This window comes from Aquabacterium sp. OR-4 (genome assembly GCF_025290835.2).
Lineage (GTDB): Bacteria > Pseudomonadota > Gammaproteobacteria > Burkholderiales > Burkholderiaceae_C > Pseudaquabacterium.
This window is the reverse complement of sequence record NZ_JAOCQD020000001.1, coordinates 1,110,622-1,130,509: the sequence shown is the minus strand read 5'-3', so window position 1 is coordinate 1,130,509 and position 19,888 is coordinate 1,110,622. Positions and strand designations below refer to the sequence as shown.

At 65.4% G+C, this 19,888-nt stretch carries 18 protein-coding genes; 15 read left to right on the top strand and 3 right to left on the bottom strand.

What is annotated here, in order from left to right; all coding sequences use genetic code 11:
• Positions 1-3: 3 nt before the first annotated feature.
• From N4G63_RS04790 to N4G63_RS04720, 15 genes are all read left to right on the top strand, one after another.
• Positions 4-1,074, top strand: a complete 1,071-nt coding sequence (locus N4G63_RS04790; RefSeq protein WP_314599404.1) for an NAD-dependent epimerase/dehydratase family protein — start codon at positions 4-6, stop codon at positions 1,072-1,074.
• On the top strand, positions 1,071-2,006 hold the full coding sequence (locus tag N4G63_RS04785; protein ID WP_260790418.1) for an FkbM family methyltransferase: 936 nt from the start codon (positions 1,071-1,073) through the stop codon (positions 2,004-2,006). The genes N4G63_RS04790 and N4G63_RS04785 overlap by 4 nt, the downstream gene beginning before the upstream one ends.
• Positions 2,003-2,818 (top strand): transketolase, encoded by an 816-nt coding sequence (locus N4G63_RS04780; protein ID WP_260790417.1) that lies wholly within the window; start codon positions 2,003-2,005, stop codon positions 2,816-2,818. Before N4G63_RS04785 ends, N4G63_RS04780 begins: the two co-directional genes overlap by 4 nt.
• Positions 2,815-3,729 carry a transketolase family protein gene (locus N4G63_RS04775; RefSeq protein WP_260790416.1) on the top strand — a complete coding sequence of 305 codons (915 nt, stop codon included), beginning with the start codon at positions 2,815-2,817 and terminating at the stop codon, positions 3,727-3,729. Before N4G63_RS04780 ends, N4G63_RS04775 begins: the two co-directional genes overlap by 4 nt.
• 82 nt (positions 3,730-3,811) lie before the next feature.
• Positions 3,812-5,173 (top strand): lipopolysaccharide biosynthesis protein, encoded by a 1,362-nt coding sequence (locus tag N4G63_RS04770; RefSeq protein ID WP_260790415.1) that lies wholly within the window; start codon positions 3,812-3,814, stop codon positions 5,171-5,173.
• Positions 5,174-5,387: 214 nt separating this feature from the next.
• Complete coding sequence (locus N4G63_RS04765; RefSeq protein ID WP_260790414.1) at positions 5,388-6,341, top strand: glycosyltransferase family 2 protein; 954 nt, start codon at positions 5,388-5,390, stop codon at positions 6,339-6,341.
• Positions 6,342-6,346: 5 nt separating this feature from the next.
• Entirely contained in the window at positions 6,347-7,378 is a 1,032-nt protein-coding gene (locus tag N4G63_RS04760; protein ID WP_314599403.1) for a glycosyltransferase, read from the top strand.
• Positions 7,379-7,382: 4 nt separating this feature from the next.
• Positions 7,383-8,450, top strand: a complete 1,068-nt coding sequence (locus N4G63_RS04755; protein WP_260790412.1) for a glycosyltransferase family protein — start codon at positions 7,383-7,385, stop codon at positions 8,448-8,450.
• The gene (locus N4G63_RS04750; RefSeq protein WP_314599402.1) at positions 8,447-9,772 is read left to right on the top strand and encodes a hypothetical protein; all 1,326 of its coding nucleotides are present in this window, start codon (positions 8,447-8,449) and stop codon (positions 9,770-9,772) included. Before N4G63_RS04755 ends, N4G63_RS04750 begins: the two co-directional genes overlap by 4 nt.
• A 100-nt stretch (positions 9,773-9,872) precedes the next feature.
• Positions 9,873-10,982, top strand: coding sequence for a glycosyltransferase family 4 protein (locus tag N4G63_RS04745; RefSeq protein WP_260790409.1), 1,110 nt, complete (start codon positions 9,873-9,875; stop codon positions 10,980-10,982).
• Positions 10,982-12,112: a DUF1972 domain-containing protein gene (locus tag N4G63_RS04740; RefSeq protein WP_260790408.1), complete on the top strand. Its 1,131-nt coding sequence runs from the start codon at positions 10,982-10,984 to the stop codon at positions 12,110-12,112. Before N4G63_RS04745 ends, N4G63_RS04740 begins: the two co-directional genes overlap by 1 nt.
• Entirely contained in the window at positions 12,109-12,582 is a 474-nt protein-coding gene (locus tag N4G63_RS04735; RefSeq protein ID WP_314599401.1) for an acyltransferase, read from the top strand. The genes N4G63_RS04740 and N4G63_RS04735 overlap by 4 nt, the downstream gene beginning before the upstream one ends.
• Positions 12,579-13,661: a Gfo/Idh/MocA family protein gene (locus N4G63_RS04730; protein WP_314599400.1), complete on the top strand. Its 1,083-nt coding sequence runs from the start codon at positions 12,579-12,581 to the stop codon at positions 13,659-13,661. Before N4G63_RS04735 ends, N4G63_RS04730 begins: the two co-directional genes overlap by 4 nt.
• Positions 13,658-14,518, top strand: coding sequence for a hypothetical protein (locus N4G63_RS04725; protein WP_314599399.1), 861 nt, complete (start codon positions 13,658-13,660; stop codon positions 14,516-14,518). Before N4G63_RS04730 ends, N4G63_RS04725 begins: the two co-directional genes overlap by 4 nt.
• A gap of 144 nt (positions 14,519-14,662) precedes the next feature.
• Complete coding sequence (locus N4G63_RS04720; protein ID WP_314599398.1) at positions 14,663-15,490, top strand: class I SAM-dependent methyltransferase; 828 nt, start codon at positions 14,663-14,665, stop codon at positions 15,488-15,490.
• Between the two features lie 106 nt (positions 15,491-15,596).
• Here N4G63_RS04720 and N4G63_RS04715 read toward each other — a convergent pair whose 3' ends face one another.
• Genes N4G63_RS04715 through N4G63_RS04705 form a run of 3 tightly spaced genes read right to left on the bottom strand, consistent with a single transcriptional unit; the run spans position 15,597 to position 19,877 of the window.
• Positions 15,597-16,979, bottom strand: a complete 1,383-nt coding sequence (locus N4G63_RS04715) for an LTA synthase family protein (protein WP_314599397.1) — start codon at positions 16,977-16,979, stop codon at positions 15,597-15,599.
• Complete coding sequence (locus tag N4G63_RS04710; RefSeq protein WP_260790403.1) at positions 16,976-17,863, bottom strand: PI-PLC domain-containing protein; 888 nt, start codon at positions 17,861-17,863, stop codon at positions 16,976-16,978. Before N4G63_RS04710 ends, N4G63_RS04715 begins: the two co-directional genes overlap by 4 nt.
• A gap of 37 nt (positions 17,864-17,900) precedes the next feature.
• Positions 17,901-19,877 carry a polysaccharide biosynthesis protein gene (locus N4G63_RS04705; RefSeq protein ID WP_260790402.1) on the bottom strand — a complete coding sequence of 659 codons (1,977 nt, stop codon included), beginning with the start codon at positions 19,875-19,877 and terminating at the stop codon, positions 17,901-17,903.
• Positions 19,878-19,888: the final 11 nt, after the last annotated feature.

Below are 19,888 nucleotides of genomic sequence, written 5' to 3'. Positions count from 1 at the left end.
AACATGCCATCTCCTTCTGCCCGGATCATCAGCGGCGACATCGACGCCGTCCTCGCCCGTGACCTGCCATGGCAGACCCTGTCAGGTTCCCATGTGGTCGTCACCGGTGCCGGCGGGTTCCTGGGGGGGTACCTGGTCCGGGCGCTGCTGGCGCTGCATATCCGCGGCAAGACTGAGCAGCCGGTTCGTGTCACTGCGCTGGTGCGGGACGCGGAGCGCGCACGCCGATCGCTGGGCACGCTGCTCGACGCGCACCCTGAACTGCGCCTGCTGACATGGGATCTCAACAGCATCGCGGTGCCAGACCTTGGCGACGTCCAGTTCGTACTGCACGCCGCCAGCCAGGCCAGCCCGAGGTTCTATGGCAGCGACCCGGTGGGCACCCTGCTGCCCAACACCGTGGGCACGGCGGCCTTGCTGTCGACACTCAGGCAGTCAAGCGAACCGCGCGGCTTGCTGTTCGTCAGCAGCAGCGAGGTCTACGGCGCCGTATCAAGCGAGACGGCACTGCCCGAATCGGGCTACGGTACGGTGGATCCTGCCACGGTCCGCGCCTGCTACGCGGAGAGCAAACGCATGGGCGAAACCATGTGCGTCGCCTGGCACCAGCAGCACCAGCTGCCCACGTTCATCGTCCGCCCCTTCCACACCTACGGGCCGGGACTGCAGGCCGACGACGGCCGGGTGTTCGCCGACTTCGCCTACAACGTCGCGCGCAACGAGAACATCGCCATGAACAGCGACGGCACTGCCCGGCGCGCCTTCTGTTACGCCAGCGATGCCGTGGCGGGCTTCTTCACCGTGCTGCTCAAGGGCACGCCGGCAACGCCCTACAACGTGGCCAACCCGGCCGGTGAACTGTCGGTCGCCGATCTGGCCGAGTTGCTGGTGGGTCTGTTCCCGCAGAAGAAGCTCCAGGTCGAGCGCCGCTACCTTGCCGGTGACCGGCCCTACATCCCCAGCGCCTACAACCGCCTCGTGCCGGACGTGAGCCGGCTGACATCGCTGGGGTGGCGAGCCGAAGTGTCACCGGCAGCCGGCTTTCAACGCATGATCGAGACCCTTCAGCCATGAGCTTTCAGGCCCTCAAGCAGCGCTTCACCGCCGGGGAGATCGGCAAGCCGGAATTCATCCGCGCAGCGTTCGAACACCACACCACGCTGTTCGCCTACACAGACGCGCTGAAACAGACGGACGTGCGCGAAATCCGTATCAACGACGAAGGCGTGTCCTTCGTGATGGGCGAAGAAGGCATCCGGCTTCATGCCCCGCCTGGCGAAGCGCGCGTTGCACCCCTCGAGGTGCTGAACTTCGGTCGCTACGAACCGGCCGAGACCCGGGTGATGGACCTGCTGTGCGCCCAGGCCCGGCAGATCCTGGACGTCGGTGCCAACATCGGCTGGTACTCCGTGCGCATGGCCAGTCGCTTGCCCGAAACGCGCATCCACGCGTTCGAACCCCTGCCGACGACCTACCGCTACCTGCAGCGCAACGTGGCCGAGAACGGCCTGGGCGCACGCGTCTCGACCTACAACTACGGCCTGTCCGAAGACAGCGGCGCGTTCAAGTTCTACATCGCACCGAGCAGTGGCACGAACGCATCGCTGAAGAACGTGGCCAACGCGGCAGATGCGCGTGAGGTGACCGGACTGGCGCTCACGCTCGACCAGTGGGTCGCCAACACCGGTGTACGCCCGGACTTCATCAAGTGCGATGTAGAAGGTGCCGAGCTACTGGTGTTCCGCGGCGGCCGGGCAACACTGGCCGCCAGCCGGCCAGTGGTCGTCGCCGAACTGCTGCGCAAGTGGTCCAAACCCTTCGGCTACCACCCCAACGACATGCTGCAGTTCTTCGTCGACCTGGGCTACGTGTGCTTCGGCATCGGTGACACCGGCACCCGCCGGATGCACGAGGTGACCGACGAGACGGTCGAGACCAACTATGCGTTCCTGCATGGCGAGGCGCACCGGGAACTCATTGACCAGCTTCAGCAGGAGACCCCATGAGCTCCGTCGCCCTGGCCCGCGGCATCCGCGCACGCGCGCTGAAGATGGTTCATCGCGCCAAGGCGTCCCACATCGGCAGTGCGCTGTCCATCAGCGACATCGTTGCCGTGCTCTACGGCGATGTGCTGCGCGTGCGCCCGTCCGAGCCTGCCTGGCCTGCGCGTGATCGCTTCATCCTCAGCAAGGGCCACGCCTGCGTGGCGGTCTACGCGGCGCTGGCCGCCCGCGGCTTCATCACCGAAGACGCGCTCGATCAGTACGGCCAGGACCACTCGATGCTGATGAACCACATCAGCCACAAGGTGCCTGGCGTGGAGTTTTCAACCGGCTCGCTGGGCCATGGCCTGCCCTTCGGGGTCGGCAAGGCCCTTGCCGCCAAGCGCCGCGGGCAAGACTGGCGCTGCTTCGTGCTGCTGAGCGACGGCGAGTGGGGGGAGGGAAGCAACTGGGAGGCATGCCTGTTCGCCAGCCATCACGGCCTGGACAACCTGGTGGCCATCGTCGACTACAACAAGCTTCAGAGCCTGACCAGCGTGGCCAAGACGCTGGCCCTGGAACCACTGGCCGACAAGTTCCGCAGTTTCGGCTGGCATGTGGACGAAGTGGACGGTCATGACCATGACGCCCTGCGACGCGCGCTCGCCGCCGTGCCCAGGCAGCCAGGCAAGCCATCGATGCTGCTGGCCCACACCACCAAGGGCAAGGGCGTGAGTTTCATGGAAGGCTCGGTGGAGTGGCACTACCGCAGCCCGAACGACACCCAACTGGCCCAGGCACTGAGCGAAGTGGCTGCGGGAGGCCCTGCCGCATGAGAAACGCCTTCATCGACGAACTGGTGGCACTGGCCGCCGTGCATCCGCAGATCGCGCTGGTGGTGGGCGACCTGGGCTATTCGGTGGTCGAGCCCTTCGCCGACCGGTTCCCCGACCGCTTCATCAACGCCGGCGTGGCCGAGCAGAACATGACCGGTCTGGCGGCCGGCATGGCCTCCGAGGGCTATCACGTCTTCACCTATTCGATCGCGAATTTCCCCAGCTTCCGCTGCGCCGAGCAGATCCGCAACGACGTGGCCTATCACCAGCTACCAGTGACCGTGGTGGCCGTCGGCGGCGGTCTCGCCTACGGTGCGCTGGGCTATTCGCATCACGCCGTGCAGGACTACGCGCTGTTCCGCAGCTTCCCGAACCTGCTCATGGCGGCCCCGGGTGACCCGATGGAGGTGCGCGCCTGCATGCGCTATCTGGTCGAGCACCCGCAACCCTCGTACCTGCGCCTGGGCAAGGCGGGTGAGCCCTCCTTTCACGACAGTGTGCCCACGGTGAGTCCGGGCCGCTGGCTCGCGGTATCGCCGCCGCAGGCGCAGCCGCAGGCCAGCCGCACCGTGTTATGCACCGGCGCCACGCTGGCGCTGGCCATGCAGCACTGGCGCCAGGCCGCTGATCCGGCGCTGGCCGTCCACTCGCTGCCGCTGTGGGGAATGGGTTGCAAGTCAGGACAGGCCGAGCAGGTCGAGCGCTTCGCCCATGTGCTGAGCATGGAAGATCATCTGCGGGACGGCGGCTTCGGCTCCTGGCTCCAGGAGGCGCTGTGCGTTCGGCCAGACCTGCTGCCGCGGCTGCGTGCGGATGCGCTGGACCCCGTGGTTTGCGGAACCGTCGGCAGCCAGGCGATGCTCAACGAACTCGGCGGACTGGGCCGGACCTTGTCGAGCTTCTGGCGCTAGTCATCCGGCCGCTTCGGCGGCCGGCCGCAGCAAATCCAACGGTCGCGGGCCGTGGAGTTCTCTTTCCCGAACGATGGAGCGCATGAGCCGATTGTTGTCGGTCGCAGCCGGTCTTGACCGGGCCGTGGTCTACGCGCTCGCTGCCCGTGTCTGGAGCCTGCTCGCCAGCTTCGTCACGCTTGCGCTGGTCGTCCGTTTCCTGTCTGCCGAAGAGCAGGGCTACTACTACACCTTCTCCGCCATCGTGGGCGCCCAGATCCTGTTCGAGCTGGGCCTGGGCGTAGTGGTGACGCAGTTCGCCAGCCACGCCATGGCCCGCCTGCACTGGCTGGCGGACGGACGACTGGGCGGCGACCCCGGCGAACTTGCGCGCCTGAGCTCGCTGTTCAAGCTGGTGCTGCGCTGGTACGGGCTGCTCACGCTGGTGATCGTCGCCGTGCTGGGCCCCACGGGCTGGTGGTTCATCACGAGTTCGGCGAAGTCCGCAACCGTGCAATGGGAGGCCGCCTGGTTCTGGCTGATCGCCGCCGCAGCGCTGAACCTCGTCACCCAGCCCGTGATGTCGCTGCTGGAGGGATGCCAGTGTGTCGCCCAGGTGGCCAGACTCCGCCTGATCCAGGGCGTGCTGGGCAGCATCGTGGCATGGTTCACCCTGCTGGGCGGCGGCGGCCTGCTGGCGCTTCCCGCGTGGAACAGCGCCATGGCGCTGTCGGCCGTGGCCATGCTGCTGGTGGTGCACGGTCCCTTCTTCCGTCAGATGCGCCACCACGCAACGTCGGCGATCCGTGGCATCTCGTGGCGCCACGAGATCTGGCCCTTTCAATGGCGGATCGCGCTCAGCTGGATCAGCGGCTACTTCATCTTCCAGCTCTTCGTTCCAGTGCTGTTCTCGGCGCAGGGGCCGGTAGAGGCCGGCAGGATGGGCCTGAGCCTGGCCATCGCCAACGCACTGATGGGGCTGCCCCTGGCATGGCTCAACACCAAGGTGCCACGCTTCGGGCAATTGATCGCCCAGCGCGACTATGCACAACTGGACAAGCTCTGGCGGCGCACCACCCTGGCAACGCTGGGTCTGTTGTGCGCCGGCGGTGTTGCCGTCGTCGGGCTGGTCCATGTGCTGCAGACCCATGGAATGACGCTGGGCGGCCGGCTGCTCGCCAGTGGGCCCTTCGCGCTGCTGGTGCTGGCTACCGTCTCGAACTACATCATGATTGCGCAGGCCGCCTACCTGCGCGCGCACAAAGAAGAGCCCTTCCTGGTCGTCAGCCTCGCCAGTGGCGCCAGCATCGCCGCCAGCACCTTGCTGCTGGCAGGGTCGTACGGGGCCACCGGCATCATGGCGGGCTACCTGGTCTGCTCGCTGTCCTGCGGTCTGGCCTGGGGTTCGGTCATCTTCGTCAACAGGCGGCGGGCGTATCGCGCCGCGGCCACAGCCAGCCCATGAGCGGCCAGTGGGCCTCGTACAATGATGGGCTGCGCTCTTGGGCTCCCATGGGATCAGCGGCAGCCCGCATCAGGCGATGCGGGCACGTCCAGCCAGGCTCGGGCACCTGCGGTACGTTTCATCCGATCCCGGAACCGATGACCGAACGCGACAGTCCCCGCGGCGCGGCTCTGCTTGCCGGCGCCTCACGGGACAGGCCAACATCCATCCAACCATGAGTGCCCGATCATCCAACCACATCGCAGCGCATGCCGCTGACGCGACCCAGGCAGCTTCCAGCATCGCCGATGTGCTGTCGATCTTCGTCATCACCTACAACCGGGCAGGCCCGCTTCGGCAGACACTTCAAAGTCTGGGTTCCTCACCCTGGTCGCGCTGCCGTATCACGGTACTCGACAACTGCTCCACCGACGGCACCGCCGAGGTGGTGCGCGACGCGATGGCGCGGCTGCCCGGCCTCACCCATGCCCGCAACGTGACGAACATCGGTGCGGCCGCCAATGCGGTGCAGCCCTTCCTGTTGTCGCAGACGCCCTACACCTGGATCCTGTGCGACGACGATGACCTGATCTTCGAGCAGGTTGGCGATGTTGAGGCGGCAATGCGTGCCGGCCAGGCCCGGCTGCTGCTGGTGGGAGGCTATGCAGACCCCGGTCGCGATGGTGCAGGCATGCTGGCTGACCCTGAAGCGCTGATGGCAACACGGGTCAACTTCTTCCGCGACACCAGCTTCCTGCCCAGCACGATCTACGCGACCGCCTTCGCGCGCGAGCATGTGGCGGCTTGCTATGACGCCTGCCACTTCAACTACCCGCATGTGGCGCTGGCCCTGAAGGCCATCCGACTGGCACAGCCGTGTTATGTGTCCCAGCAGCGGCTGGTGACACCCAGCGTCGGCACGCAGTCGTACACGCTGCGCGCGCAGTTGGGCTGGTGGTACGAAATGTCGCGCACCATTACCGAACCCGGCATTCGCAAGTGCTTCCTGACATCGCAGTTCACTGGCCCCCTCGACCCGAGTGGTCTGTATGGCCTGCTGAACCATGCTATCCGGCTGGGCCGCGGTGACCTGGCATGCCGACTGCTGCCCCTGTTCGGGTTCGACACGCTGCGCGCCGTCGGCAGGATGCTGGGCGCGCGCCTGCGTGGCGTGCGGCACACCCTCTGAGCCGCATGAGCGTGACCGCGTCCGCGCCAGCCGCCGGGACCGTGCAGGTTTCGGTGTCGGTGGCCATGTGCACCTACAACGGTGAGCGCCACCTGCAGGCCCAGCTCGACAGCATCCTTCAGCAGTCGCAGTTGCCCAACGAGATGGTGATTGCCGACGACGGTTCCAGCGACACCACGCAGGCGATCCTTGGGCGATTCGCAGCGACGGCGCCCTTCACAGTGCGCGTCATTGGCGACCGGTCGAACCTCGGCGTGACCCACAACTTCGAACGGGCGTTGCGCGCCTGCACGGGGGATATCGTGGTGCTGTCCGACCAGGACGACATCTGGCATCGCGACCGCATTGCAACCCTGACTCAGGCGTTTCGCGACCAGCCGTCGGCTGGGTATGCATTCTCGGATGCGGAAGTCTTTGACGGCGCCGGTCCGCCCGCGGCCGACTCGCTGTGGCAGAGAATCGGCTTCAATGCCGCCAGGCGACACGAGTTCCAGAACGGCAATCAGACCCTGGCCTTGCTCAACGGCGGTAACTTCACCTACGGCATGTCGATGGCCATACGGGCCGACTGCCTGCCCTGGGTACTGCCGATCGACTCGGCTTCACCCTCGTGCACTCACGACACGTGGAGCGCACTCGTGCTGAGTGCAGCCGGTCGCCCGGGCATCGCGCTCGAGCAGTTGCTGGTGAAGTACCGCCAGCATCAGGCCCAGGTCGTCGGCGCCGGCGAGGCGCAACCGAGTGCATGGCAGTCCTTTGTGCGATCGATGCGCGGCGACAGGTGCTACGACCCGCTGCTCCCCGATGCACTGGAAGCCATCGCCCGACGGGTGGCGGCGCTGGCCGGCGACCAGGCCGAGACCCACGAGGCGCGGCAACTGCTGATCGACAAGGCCATGCACCTTCGCAATCGCCGTCGGGCAGACGCCTCTGGACTGTTCATTCGCGCCCGGATCATCGCCGTCGAGCTGGCCTCCGGCCGGTACCACCGGTTCTCCGCGTCCTGGAAGACCGCGCTCCGTGATCTCATCGCCTGAGTCCATGAGCAGCGCTGCGCCCACCAGCACCGGGGTCACCGTGGTGATCGTGAACTGGAATGGTGGAGACGACTCCATCGCCTGCCTGCAGTCCTTGCAGGCACTGCGTGCCGAGGGCGCCGTGGTGCGTGTGGTGGTCGTGGACAACGCATCTTCCGATGGTTCAGTCAGTCGCCTGACGCAGCACCTGCAGAACCATGGGTGGCGGCCCCGCCATGCCAACATCCCTGCGCCGGAAAGCAGCCGCGTTCGGCAGCTGTCAGCGTTCGCTGGCGCGCCAGGCAGTGTCGAGCAGGTTCTGGTGGTGCAGGGCCTGGACAACTACGGTTTCGCCGCCGGCAACAACATCGGCATCGCTGCAGCGGATGCGCACTGGGTGTCCGATCACTACTGGCTGTTGAACAACGACACCTGGGTTGCCGCGGATGCCTTGTCCAGGCTGCTCGACAAGGTGCAGGCCGAAGCCCAGGTCGGCATCTGCGGTGCAACGGTGCTGTATGCCGATGCCGATCGCCACGTGCAGTCGTACGGCGGTGCCTGGTACTCCCTGAGGTCCGGACGCGGCTGGTCGCTGGGCATGGGCACGGTCTACGACCCAGGCATCACCGACGCCTACGCCGAGGCCCGGATCAACTATGTGTCCGGCGCCTCGATGTTCATCCGCGCTGCCGCACTGCGGCTGATGGGCCCGCTGTGCGAAGAGTACTTCCTCTACAACGAGGAGATTGACCTGTCGGTGCGCCTGCCAGCGCCGTATCGCCTGGGTGTGGCCACCCGGTCGCTGGTCTATCACAAGGTGGGCGCGAGCATCGGCTCCGAGAAGGGCAACAGCAGCGGCAGCCGATTGGCCAATTTCTTCCAGACCCGCAGCAAGCTGCTCTTTGCCGCCCGCCACACGCGACGCTACTGGCCACTGGTGTGGCTCACGCTGCTGGCGCGAGCGCTGAAGTTCCTCCGCGCCCCCGGGTCCAGGCCCAACGCCTGGGTGATCCTGACGGTGCTGCTCGGTCGTCGCCAACCCGATCCGAAGTGGTTCACCGAGCGCCGGGTGGCCAGCCAGGAGCCGGCATGAGCACAGCGTCCATGCATCCCGGGATCTCGCCTGCGCGGCCCGCCGTCGGCCGCCAGCGCGCGGCCAGCCCTGATCGCATACGCAAGGGTCGTGTGGCTGCGCTGATGCTGATCCTGCCGATGTTCTTCTCGTTCGGCCGCTACGTTCCCGGGTTCGAGTGGACCTTGGACCTGATGGCCCTGGCAACCTTCGCCTCGGCTGTTTACCTGCGCCGCTCGGTCAGCTCGGTGCCTCTGGGGGTACTGCCGCGGTACACCTGGCTCATCATCCTTGCCGCGCCGCTTTGGGGTGCCACGATGGCGGTGTTGGTGTTCGGCCAGCCGGCCTGGCTGGGCCTGGCGACACAGCGTGCCTTGCTGCTGGCGCCCTTCGGCCTGGTACTTACCGCCCTGCTGCATCGCGGCGCAATCCGCATGGTTGAACTGGAGCAGGCTTTCGTCTGGCTGGCCTGGCTGAACCTCGGCATCTGCAGCCCGGTGCTGCTGCTGCTTGACCCTAACAACTACAGCGACCTGGGCAACCTGGTCACGGACGGCGGCGGGGTCTACAACCAGTTCAACCTGCCGATGACCTTCGTCATCTTTGGTGCCTTCTACTACTTTGCCAAGGCGCTGCTGCTCGGCCGGGCCAAGTGGTATGCCCGATGCGTGCCCTTCCTGCTCTATATCTTCGGTGGCAATACCGGGCGCGTGCTCAACGTGGCCATGCTGCTGAGCTTCCTGCTGCTGGCCGCGCTGTCGCGCCGGCGCGGTCAGGCCATGCTGCGCAATGTGGCGACGGGCGTGGGCTTGTTCGCAGCGGGGTTCGGCCTGACGCTGCTGCTGGCGCCAGACCGGCTGGACCTGCTGTCGGCCAAATACACCGACGCCTTTGCAGCGCTGTCAGGGGCCGACAGCGTCGACGACTGGTCTGCCAATGCCCGCATTCTCCAGGTGGCCACCGTGACGCCCTGGGTTGAACAACATCTGTGGTTCGGCACCGGCACCATCAGCAATCGCTGGAACGATGGCTACAAGGGCTTGTTCGACTACCTGCACCCCAGTGACCTGGGCTTCCTGGGCGTGATCTTCGTCTATGGCGTATTTGGACTGCTGGCCTTCAGCTACCAGTATGTCCTGGCCTGGCGCGGCCTGCGCGCCCTGGGCGCACAGTCGGCCGGCTTCAGCGCCCGGCCTTTCCTGTTGGGCTTGGGCGGATGCCTGGCAACGCTGCTGTTGACCTCCGTGACCACAGGGTCGCTGGTGTTCTTCGTCGAACAGACGCTGTTCTACATCTCAATGCTGCACTTCGGACGGGCGCTGCTCCGCACCAGGCATGGCTGACGCGCCAATCGTTTCCACACCCCCCCCTGCCGCGCCCAGCACGGCTGGCGTCGCGCCACTGTCGGTTGCGGTCATGGAGCCCGTCGGCTCCCACGGTGGCATGGACTTCTATGACCACGCCCTTTGCGCTGCACTGGCCGCGGCCGGGACGAAGACCCTGCTGTTCACCTCGTCGACCTACCCTGCGAGCGGCCCTGGCCATGAGACACAGGAGGTCTACCGCGGCGTGTTCGGGCCCGATCCGAAATGGCGGCGCGCCCTGCGTTTCGCCGCCGCGTCACTCCAGGCCTTTGCCACCTGCAAGCGACGTGGCGTCCAACTGGTTCACTTCCACTTCTTCCATGTCGGGCCGCTGGAATACGCCAACGTCCTGCTCGCGCGTCTGCTTGGCCTGTCGGTGGTGGTCACGGCCCACGACGTCGGCTCGTTCCGGGCTGGCGAGAACGTCTCGATCCTCCGGCGGCTGTACCGGCACTGTGCCGCCGTGATCGCGCACAGCCGAACGGCACGCGCCACGCTGGAGCACAAGCTCGGCGTCGACGCGTCGCGCATCCATGTCGTGCCACATGGCAACTATGTCGGTCTGCTCGCGGCGCTGCCGGCCAAGCAGGCGGCTCGCGCCTCGCTGGGCCTGCATGCGGACGATCTGGTGCTGCTCTTTTTCGGACAGTGCAAGAAGGTCAAGCGACTCGACCTGCTCATCCACGCCGTGGCCCAGGCGCGCACGCGCGGCGCGGGCCGCCTGAAGCTGCTGGTGGCAGGCTCCATGGCCGACGCCGATGGCCCGGCGCTCGCGGCGCTCATGCAGCAACTGCTCGGCCCCGACGTGGTGCAGCACCATGCCCGCTACATCCCGAACGAGGAGCTGCCGCGCTTCTTCGCGGCCGCAGATCTCGCCGTCCTGCCCTATGACCACATTTACCAGAGCGGTGTCGTGCTGCTGGCCATGTCCCACCGCCTGCCAGTGCTGACCAGCGACATCGATGGCATGGTGGAGGTGGTAACACATGGGTCGACGGGCCTGACATTCCGCGCCGGTGACGCCGGTGACCTGACCGACCGATTACTGGAGCTTGCACGGGGCGACTGGCCGTTGCAAACATTGGCCGAGGCCGCGTATGCCCAGGTGAGCGTGCGGCACGCCTGGCAGCGCTGTGGCGAGGACACCGTGGCGGTGTACCGAGCCGCGCTCCGCAACGGGATGGTCTGATGGACCGTACCGCCATCGCCGCCAAGCACGGAACCCCCTCTCCGGCCCTGCACATCCTGGGCATCGTGGGTGTGCCCGGCAACTACGGCGGCTTCGAGACCCTGGCCGACCATCTGCTCGACTCCGATGCGCTCTCGCGCCAGGGCATCGCGGTGTACTGCGAGGCAGACGTGGCCGCGCAGCAGTCGGGTGCCTACAAGGGCGCCCGGCTGCTGCCGGTGAACTGGCGCGCCAACGGCTGGCAATCCATCGTCCATGATTCGGTGGCGCTGTGGTCAGCCAGCCGGGCGGGCGGCGTGGTGCTGGTGCTGGGTACATCGGCCACGTTCTGGCTGCCGCTGCTGTGCAGGCTGTACCCCCGCAACCGCTATCTGGTGAACATGGCCGGCCTGGAATGGGCCCGGGCCAAATGGGGGCGGCTGGCCCGTGCACTGCTGAAGTACAACGAGGCCGCCGCCGCACGCCACGCCCATGTCTTCATTGCTGACAACCAGGGACTGGTCGACTATGTACGCGCGGAGCATGGGCGCGAGTCGGTGCTGATCGCCTATGGCGGTGATCAGTATCAAGACGTCGTCGCGGATCCGGGCGTGTTCGACCAGCATCGGCTGCCGCAGCGCTATGACTTCGCGATGGCACGAGCCCAGGTCGACAACAACATGGAGATGATTCTCCAGGCCTATGGTCGCAGCGGGCTGCCCCTGGTCTTCGTCTCGAACTGGGACGCCAACGACTATGGGCGCGAGGTGAAGGCACGCTTCGGCGCCCACGCCAATCTGCACCTGATCGGGCCGATCTACGAGGCAGCCAGCGTCAAGGCGCTGCGCTCGCGCGTGCGCCTGTACGTGCATGGTCACAGCGCCGGCGGCACCAACCCGGTTCTGGTGGAGTCGATGTGGGACGGGCTGCCGACCGCAGCTTTCGACGTCAATTTCCACCACTACACCACCCGCGAGCAGGCCATGTACTTCGACTCGAGCGAGGCGCTCGAGCAGTTGTCCATGTCGGTGACCGATGTCGCCCTGCACGCCTGCGGTGCGGCGCTGCAGCGCATTGCACAGGCAGAGTACAGCTGGGCGTCCGTTCGCGCCGACTACGAGAAGATCATCGTGGAGGAGACCGCCTCATGAGCTCAGGCAAGGGCTTGCGCATCATCGTGCTGGAGACGCTCGGGCCCTGGGTTCAGCGCGTCCGTTACCACCTGCTGCGGCTGAAGGGCTACCGCAACATTTCGCCCTTGGCGACGATCGAACGCAACGTCAATCTCGATCGGGTGTATCCGGCATCCATCTACATCGGTGACGGCAGCCTGGTGGCGAGTTCCGCCACGCTGCTGTGCCATGAGCATGTGTACCGCGAGCCGTCCAATCCTGAACTGCCCCTGCACAAGCCCGTGCGCATCGGCGCGCGCTGCTTCATCGGCGTGTCGGCGGTGGTGCTGCCGGGCGTGACCATTGGTGACGACTGCATCGTCGGCGCAGGCAGCGTGGTCACCAAGGACCTGCCACCCGGCTCGCTGGCGGTGGGCGTGCCGGCGCGGGTGATCCGAAGCCATCTCAAGATGTCGGAGCGCGCGACCCTGTTGCCGGATCACAGATGAGTGCCAACACCGACCCGCAAATGCATCAACTGAAAGGCTCCTCAACCGTGAACGGGATACTCGTGGTGGGTGGCGGCAAGATGGGCCTGTCGCACCTGGCCATCCTGAACCGACTGCTCGACGCCGGCCAGGTGGCCGTGGTGGATCCATCGCGCCTGACGCGCTTCGTGTTCGGCCAGATGGGCATTCGCACATTTGCCAGCCTGGACCAGGCGTTCCAGACCGCCACCCAATGGCGCGGCGCGGTGATCGCCTCGCCGACCGGCTCGCACTATCCAATCGCCCGTGCGTTGCTGGGTCGCAAGATCCCGTGCTTTGTGGAAAAGCCGCTGACGCTGGACCCGGTACGCAGCCGTGAACTGGTCAATCTGCAGAAGCAGGCCGGTGTGCCCGCGCAGATGGGGCTGGTGCTGCGCTTCCTGCAGCCCTTTGTGCGCCTGCGCGCCATCGCGCGCTCAGGCGTTCTGGGTGCGCCACGGTCCTACCGCGCGCGCATGTTGGGCAACGTGGTGACCAAGCCCGACAACGGCAGCTGGCGCACAGACTACCGTCGGGGTGGCGGATGCCTCAACGAATACGGTCCGCACCTGATCGACCTGTGCCGGGCTGTGTTTGGCGACGTGGACAAGATCGAGCGCGCCAGCATCGCCAAGGTGCACTCCACCCTGGCCGATGACCGCGCAAAGATCGAATGGCACCACACCAGCGGGGCCTGTGGCAGCCTCGAGCTGGACTGGTGCGATAGCAGTCGCCGCAAGTCGTACACCGACTTCGACGCAGAGTTCGAACTTGGGTCCGTTCATGCCAACGTGGCCGAGATCAGCGTGCGCGCACGCCCAGGGGCGGACGTGTCCAACAGCCGCCTGGACGAACTGACCCGCCCGACCCTGCCTTTCCCGGTGAACTTCTACCTTCGCGGCGAGGAGTTCACCCTGCAACTGGAGATGTTCCTTGAACGTGCACTGGGGAGGTCGATGCTGAGGGCATCGCTGGACCTGGATCTGGCTGCAACGCTGGAAGACGGACTGGCAGCCGACCTGCTGATCCATGAGGCGGCCAAGATGGGAGGACTGGCATGAGCTTCGGCCGCATCATCCTGGGCGACAACCAGTTCCTGGGCATCAACCACGCCAGCCCATCCAAGGCCGCGGAACTCTCGGACCGGTTTGCCCACACCGACGCCATCCTCGAGGTGATCGGCTGGGCCTACGAGGCAGGCATTCGCGATTTCATGTTCACCACCCATGAGCGACTGCAGCCGGTGCTGGCAGAGATCGCGCGATCGCGGCTGTTTCCGGACATGCAGTACATCCCCTGCCTGCCCTATGCCCACAAGTACGCGAACACCATGACCGAAGGCGGCATGAAGGCGGTGTTCACGCGCCACCTGGGCGAATGCTCGAAGTCCCGGCTGGCCGCCAGCGTGGCCAAGCTGGCCATCGGCAGGTTCTCGGCGGTGATGGAACTGCTGCTGGAGATCGAACTGCTGATGTGTCGCGGCATTGCCGTCAAGGGCGTGTTCCTGCAAAACGTGATCTTCGACCTGCTCATGGGCCTGCGCGCGCACCGGCTGATCGAAGGCTTCGACCGCGAGGTGCGGCGGCGCTTCGGTGCCACGCCCGGCTACATCACCATGAACCACGGGCTGGCCCAGACGCTGCTGTGCGACGAGATCGGCCTGTCGCAGCCGTGGGTCTGCACGAACTTCAACGCCGGCGGCTTCCGCATGCACCCGTCACCCGAGCAGGTGGTGCAGACCTTCGCCAACGGCCGCAGCTGCAACATCGCGATGTCAGTCTTTGCGTCCGGCGCCCTGTCTGCCGACGCAGCGGTCAGGTTTATGCAAACGGCCAGAGGTGTGGACAGTGTGCTGTTTGGTTCATCCAGCCAAAAGAACATTGTCAGAAACTTCGAACAACTATCCCGGAAGCCGTAAACCAGAACACAACGCCGCGCCAGGCAACCACAGATCCATGCGTTGACTACTGCAGCCTAGCCTTCTGTGGTCAACCTAAGCAGGGTAGGCCGAACGAGTGGCCCGGTTTCACCCCGCACCGACGCATCTCGAATAAATTTTGCTATGAAATCTCTCATTCGACCCATTTGGCACAAGTATCGCGCCCTTCGCAGGCGTGCAACATTTTTAATGGCCACAGGACCGTCGGTCGATTTCACCTGCAACATTTGCGGTAGCCATACAAGTGCACCGCTGTTGGCAGTGTCAGAAAGAGAGACACCCTCATGCACCAACTGCGGATCCACGCTGAGGTTTCGCAGTATCGCCGCATCATTGACCCAAGAGTTGCACGGCGCCATTCAGCCTCTGTCCATGCTGCCGTTGAGCAAGAGTCTCGTCGGCATTGGCATGAGTGATGCAACTATCTATGCAGATCAACTGTCTAGGGTTTATTCCTATCGGAATACTTTCTATCATCAAGCGCCTCGTCTTGATGTGACAGATGTTTCCGATTGGCCGGAAAACGGATTGGATTTCATTATCACAAGCGATGTCCTGGAGCATATTTCAGCACCAGTAGAAACCGCCTTCCACAATATGCATCGATTGCTGAAGTCTGGCGGATTGTTGGTACTCTCCGTGCCGTACAAGATTGATGGCGACACGCAAGAGCATTTTCCCAATTTGCACAAATGGTCGATCTCCAGCGAAGGTGGCGTTCGAACCTTGGTCAATGAGTGCAAGGACGGCACGACCGAACGCTTCACTGACCTATGTTTTCACGGAGGTGATGGCGCGACACTCGAAATGCGAGTGTTTGGTTTGCCCCATATCATTTCGCTCCTTGAGACTTCGGGGTTCAATAATATTAAAGTCCACCAGGAAGACATCCCTGAATTTGGAGTGATTCACGCAGCCAAAGACTCACTGGTTATCACAGCTCGGTCGTGAGCGCGGCGTTGGCGTGAGAAGCCGGAAAACTGCCTACATTGGGCCCGCTGCACAACTGACTTCAGCGCAAGCGCGCCGGGCCAGATACACGTTCGTTGATAGCCGATCAATTGCCCGGCTGAAGCAGCAGCGCAGGTACATGGGTTGAACTGAACTGCTCTCGGTCAGTGCGCCGGCTGAACGGTGGTGCATGGTCGCCCACCACGATTACCAGGGGCTTGACAGACAGGCGGGTCAAGCCGGCCGCAAGCTGATCCAGCAACAAGGACTGCGCTGCCAGCAGTTCGCACACGGCAGGGCCGGTGCGGCCCGTAGCGCACAAGGCTTGCAGCGGCGGGGGAACGGGCGTTGCCGCAAGCGGCAGGTGGGTGTTGAGCGTGAGGGCGTATGCCAGCGTGCGCGGCTTCGCCGCTGCCGCCAGAGCCCTGTCGAGCAGATCCTTGTCGCACACACCGCGGAACACCAGACCGCAGCGCACTGCATCGGGGGCAAGCAAATCCTCGGCGAATTCCGCCTGTCCGATGCCGACCGTCGGCCACCACCGCCAGCGCTCGAACATGTTGCCAGAGAAGCCGTGCATGCCGACCGTGGTCCAGCCCTGGGCCGCCAGCAGCCTGGGCAGGCAGCCTGCAGCGTTGTGGGCGTCGAGTCGGCGATAGTCATTGCCCTTGCGACACAAGGCACGCAATTCGCCGGCAGTGGTGCTGCCGCGAAAGGGCATGCGCACCGCACGGGCATCGAAGCTGCCCGGCTTCAGCTGCTTCAACAAGCGGGCATTCATCCAGGCTTGGATCGCTGTGTCGTTGTGCCACCCGAATGATTCGATGACCAGCAGCAGCATGCCGCGCTCCGGGTGCTGTGCAGCCCATTGCGGTACATCGACCAGGCCTTGAACCGTCTCGTCGATGGGTATGTCGACCAGCGGATTGGGCGTGCGGGCGGTGTTCACAGCCACTGCCAGGGCAAAGGTCGGACTGCCGACCAGATTGGCCGCATTCAATCGGCCCATGGCCTGCGGCCGCCCCACCGAGCCGTTCAGGAAGTCCAGCCCGAACAGGATCAGGATGGCCAGCGATGGCGCAACAAGCCCAACCGGTCGCCGCGCCAGCAATCGCCACAGCAGCGCAGCCGAGCCGCAGAACAGCAGCATGAGCGCGAGGCGCGGGGTATCGATGAAATCGAGCACGCGCATTTCGCGGATGAACGACAGCGAATCGAGCAGCGCGTCGATCGACGTGAACAGATAGATGCGTGACAGTGCCACCACGGCATCTGCGGCCCAAAGCAGCAGCAAGGCCGCGGCGCCGACGGGCGTACGCCACGCCAGCAGTGCACAGACGACCACGCTCTCGTAGGCGACCAGCGGCCGGTCGATGAAGATCACGCGACCCAGCACCCAGAACGGCAGATTGACCAGGGCGACACCTGCCAGGACACGCAGCAACGCGCGCCACTGGCACCACAAACGCTCCTTCCGGTCGATCGTCAAGGTCTCAGATGGTCATTGAACTCCGGGCATTTCAACATGCCAGGCACAAACAGACCATTGACGCCCTGAGCCAGAATGTTTCTGGCTGTCGGGCAATCCGACACCGGATGCACCATGACTTGCACCGATGGCCGCTGGCGCGACAAAGCCGGCAGGCGGTTCGCGGGAACCACCAATACCTTGACGCCCAAAGCTTCGCTGGCATCCATCAGGCGGTCAATGGCACGACGCGATCGATAGGCCGTGATCAAGGGGCCAGCCAAGGCCAGTTGCTGGCGCCAGACCATGAACTGCGCCACATGGTCTGGCGCGTACATCTGCACCACCACATGGGCTGCCCTTGCATCGGTGGCGATGACCGCCATGGCGCGTTCGCCAGTGGTCTTGAAGTCTGACTTGATGTCGAGAATGACATGGCCATCCACTGCCATCACACGCTCCAGCACCTGGCCGAACTCGCAGTCACCTGGCGTGAATGGTGGCGGCTGCTCTGGGCCATGGTGGCAACGCAGGCGCCCGTCAGGGTCAAGCCACAGATCCACTTCCACCAGCCGATGGCCGGCCTGGATCGAGTCCTCTAGCGCCGCCAGCGTGTTGGCCCTGGGCGTGCCGGCGCCACCCAGGGCATGGGCCACCCACAGTGGCCGCAAATTGGGCTCTGACCATCGATAGTCCAGGTCTGAAGCGATCGGTACGACCCGCCAGTCCTCGTCATGCACCAGGTGATGCCGAACCTCCTTCAAGGCCTCATGCGTCCATCGAACATCGGCGTCATGGAGCCAGACACGACCTGTCGGTGACAGCAAGGCCACCAGAAGCACAACGCCGCCGCACCAGATGGCCCAGTGACGCCACGACAGCCGCTGCACGCTCGCGACCGCCATGCACACGAGGCCACGCGGCCCATACCCTGACGTCAATTCAATGGGGCCGATGGCCCTTTGCCCTCTCGCTTTCAACGCGCGCCTCCTCCATATTCAATGCCCCCCGGTATTCGGCAACACATGACGCCAACCATCCCTTGACGTCATGGAAACCGGGGTGGCTTCCCAACTGTGGCAATTGCGCAATCATCTCGTGCACCGCCTCCATCCGCGTCACGAGCACCGCCACGCGCAGGCGAGGCACCGAGGTCGGCACCGTGGCATCCGCATCCGCCAGAAGTTCTTCAAACAACTTTTCTCCCGGACGCAATCCGGAAAACACGATCGGAATCTCCTCCAACGTATGCCCCGACAACCGGATCAGATCCCGCGCCAGATCCACGATCCTCACCGGCTCGCCCATGTCCAGCACCAGCACCTGACCTGATTCGCCGATGGCCGCAGCCTGCAGCACCAACCGCGCTGCCTCGGGGATGGTCATGAAGTAGCGGATGATGTCCGGGTGGGTGACCGTCACCGGGCCGCCCCGGGCGATCTGCTCCTTGAACTTCGGGATCACGCTGCCGCTGCTGCCCAGCACATTGCCGAAGCGCACGGCCATGAAGCGGGTGCCCGGGTGCTCGGCGGCCATCATGCTGATCACCATCTCGGCCGCGCGCTTGGTGGCGCCCATCACATTGGTGGGATTCACCGCCTTGTCGGTGCTGATCAGCACGAAGCGGCCGGTACTGGCTTCGGCGGCCGCCAAGGCCGCGTGATAGGTGCCCAGGGTGTTGTTGCGCAGCGCGGCCAGGGCGTTGTCGTCTTCCTCCATCAGCGGCACATGCTTGAAGGCCGCGGCATGGAAGGCCACCGCCGGCTGCCACTTCTGGAAGGTGGCACGCAGGTGTTCAAGGTCCTTCACGTCACCGATCAGGCGCGTCAAGGCAATGGCCGGGAAGCTGTCGGTGAGTTCCTGCTCGATGCTGTAGAGGTTGAACTCGCTCAGCTCGTACAGCACGATGCGGCTGGGCGCAAAGCGCGCCACCTGGCGGCACAGCTCGCTGCCGATGCTGCCGCCGGCACCGGTGATCAGCACGGTCTTGCCGCGCAGCACCTCGCCGATGCCGGCCTCGTCCAGCTGCACCGGCTCGCGGCCCAGCAGGTCCTCGGGCTCGATGTCGCGCACGCGGTCGATGGGGCTTCGGGCATCGCTGGCGCCGGCCTCGCGCAGTTCGTCGGGCGAGGGCACGGTGAGCACCGGCAGGCCGGTGGGCGCGGCCAGTTCCAGCGCGCGACGACGCTGCGCGGCGGTGGCCGCCGGCATGGCCACGATCACGTGGGTGGCCGCGCCGCGCACGGCCTTGTCGGCAATGGCCGCCAGCGGGCCCAGCACCGGCAGGCCGGCGATGCGCGCGCCCTGCTTGGTGGCATCGTCGTCGAGCAGGCCCAGCACGATCCAGCCCTGGCGGTGGATGCCGGCCAGCAGGCGCCGCGCTGCCTCGCCGGCGCCCATCACGATGGCGCGGCGAATCTCCTGGTCGCTGCCGGTGATGCGGCCACGTGCATGCTCGTACACGGCCCGAAAGGCCAGGCGCACCAGGGCCAGGCCCATCAGCGCCACGAAGGGGTGCAGCGCCAGCACCGCGCGCGGCACGGCACTGAGTTGCGCCATCAGCACCAGCACCGCGCTGACCAAGCCGGCCCCGGCACAGGCCAGCGCGATGCGCTGGATCTCGCCAAAGCCCGAGAAGCGCCACATGGCCTGCGGCGTGCGCGCCAGGCGGAAAGCCAGCGCATAGGTGGCGGTGATGCCGATCAGCACCCAGATGTCGTAGTTGGGCCGGGCGCTGATCCAGCGCTCGAAGCCCAGGCGGAACAGGTAGGTGATGTTCCAGGCCAGGGCCACGATGGCGCTGTCGATGGCCAGGGACAGCGGCTCGCGATGCGGGCGCAAATGGGCCAGAAAGCGGTCCAGCCGGTGCCAGACGGTGGGTGCGGTCGCCGCGCGCTCGATCGGAGGAAATTGGGACATCGGAGGGCGGA